This window comes from Vibrio ezurae NBRC 102218 (assembly GCF_000467185.1).
GTDB classification, from domain to species: domain Bacteria; phylum Pseudomonadota; class Gammaproteobacteria; order Enterobacterales; family Vibrionaceae; genus Vibrio; species Vibrio ezurae.
This window is the reverse complement of sequence record NZ_BATM01000064.1, coordinates 1-1,203: the sequence shown is the minus strand read 5'-3', so window position 1 is coordinate 1,203 and position 1,203 is coordinate 1. Positions and strand designations below refer to the sequence as shown.

At 41.4% G+C, this 1,203-nt stretch carries 1 protein-coding gene; it reads right to left on the bottom strand.

Translation table 11 applies throughout. The features are described from left to right. Positions 1–56 precede the first annotated feature (56 nt). Entirely contained in the window at positions 57–1,097 is a 1,041-nt protein-coding gene (locus tag VEZ01S_RS16250; RefSeq protein ID WP_021715127.1) for an IS481 family transposase, read from the bottom strand. Between the last annotated feature and the right edge of the window lie 106 nt (positions 1,098–1,203).

Sequence of the window (1,203 nt, the reverse complement as noted above, 5' to 3'; positions counted from 1 at the left end):
GTACTAATTCAGACCTGATCTGACAGTTACCCACTTTTTACTTGGTGCCTGTCAGATTATATCTGAGCTAGATTTTTTTCAGCCCAGATAGTTTTCCCATCCTCTAATGTATCTATCGGTGTTCTGCCACAGCACATTTTTCCTTGATGGGTACGTTGATTGTTGTAGTAGTCCATCCATTCGTCCAGATCTTTTTGTAATTCGTCCATTGCGCTATACAGTTTCTTTCTAAAAGTCACTTGGTAAAACTCATTCAATATGGTCTTGTGGAAGCGCTCGCAGATGCCATTAGTTTGTGGTGACATTGCTTTAGTTTTGGTGTGGTCGATATCATTAATTGCAAGATAGAGTTGGTAGTCATGCTGGTCAACACGCCCACAGTATTCCGTTCCACGATCAGTCAAGATTCGAAGCATTGGTAGTTCTTTAGCCTCAAAGAACGGTAGAACTTTGTCATTCAACATGTCTGCTGCCGTAATGGGTGTTTTAGTTGTGTACAACTTAGCGAAAGCGACCTTACTGTAGGTATCAACGAAGGTCTGTTGATAAATGCGGCCAACACCTTTCAGATTCCCGACATAGAAAGTGTCTTGAGAGCCTAGATAACCAGGGTGTGCAGTTTCTATCTCACCACAAGCCTCATCATCATGCTTCTTGCGTTCAAGGGCTGCAACTTGTTCATCCGTTAAGATGATACCGTTTTCAGCGACTTGTTTTTCTAGTGCAAGAAGACGCTTTTTGAAGTTCTCTAAATCATTGCGAAGCCAGATTGAGCGGACTCCACTTGGTGAAATGAAAACACCTAATTTACGTAGCTCATTGCTCGTTCTGACTTGTCCATGGGCAGGAAAATCGATGGCGTATTTGAGCACGGCTTGCTCTGTTTCGCTATCGACTCGGTTTTTCAAGTTTGGTGTTCTTCTAGTCTGATTAATCAGAGCATCGATCCCACCTGTTTCAACCAACTCTTGATAACGATAAAACGTATCTCTTGATACGCCCATAACCTTACAAGCTCTTGATACATTACCGAGTTCTTCTGCAAGATTGAGAAGACCAGCTTTGTGTTTAATGATTGGATTGCTAGTATGAAGCATGAGAGTTACCTCTTGTTGTCTTTGATTAGTGATTAAGCACCTTTAATCAAAGTGGGTAACTCTCAACTTTTCAAATTGAAATGTCAGATCTAGTCTGAACTAATAC

Excerpts from the sequence above, each read along its gene's own strand:
- VEZ01S_RS16250 (WP_021715127.1), bottom strand. The coding sequence starts at position 1,097 with ATGCTTCATACTAGCAATCCAATCATTAAACACAAAGCTGGTCTTCTC.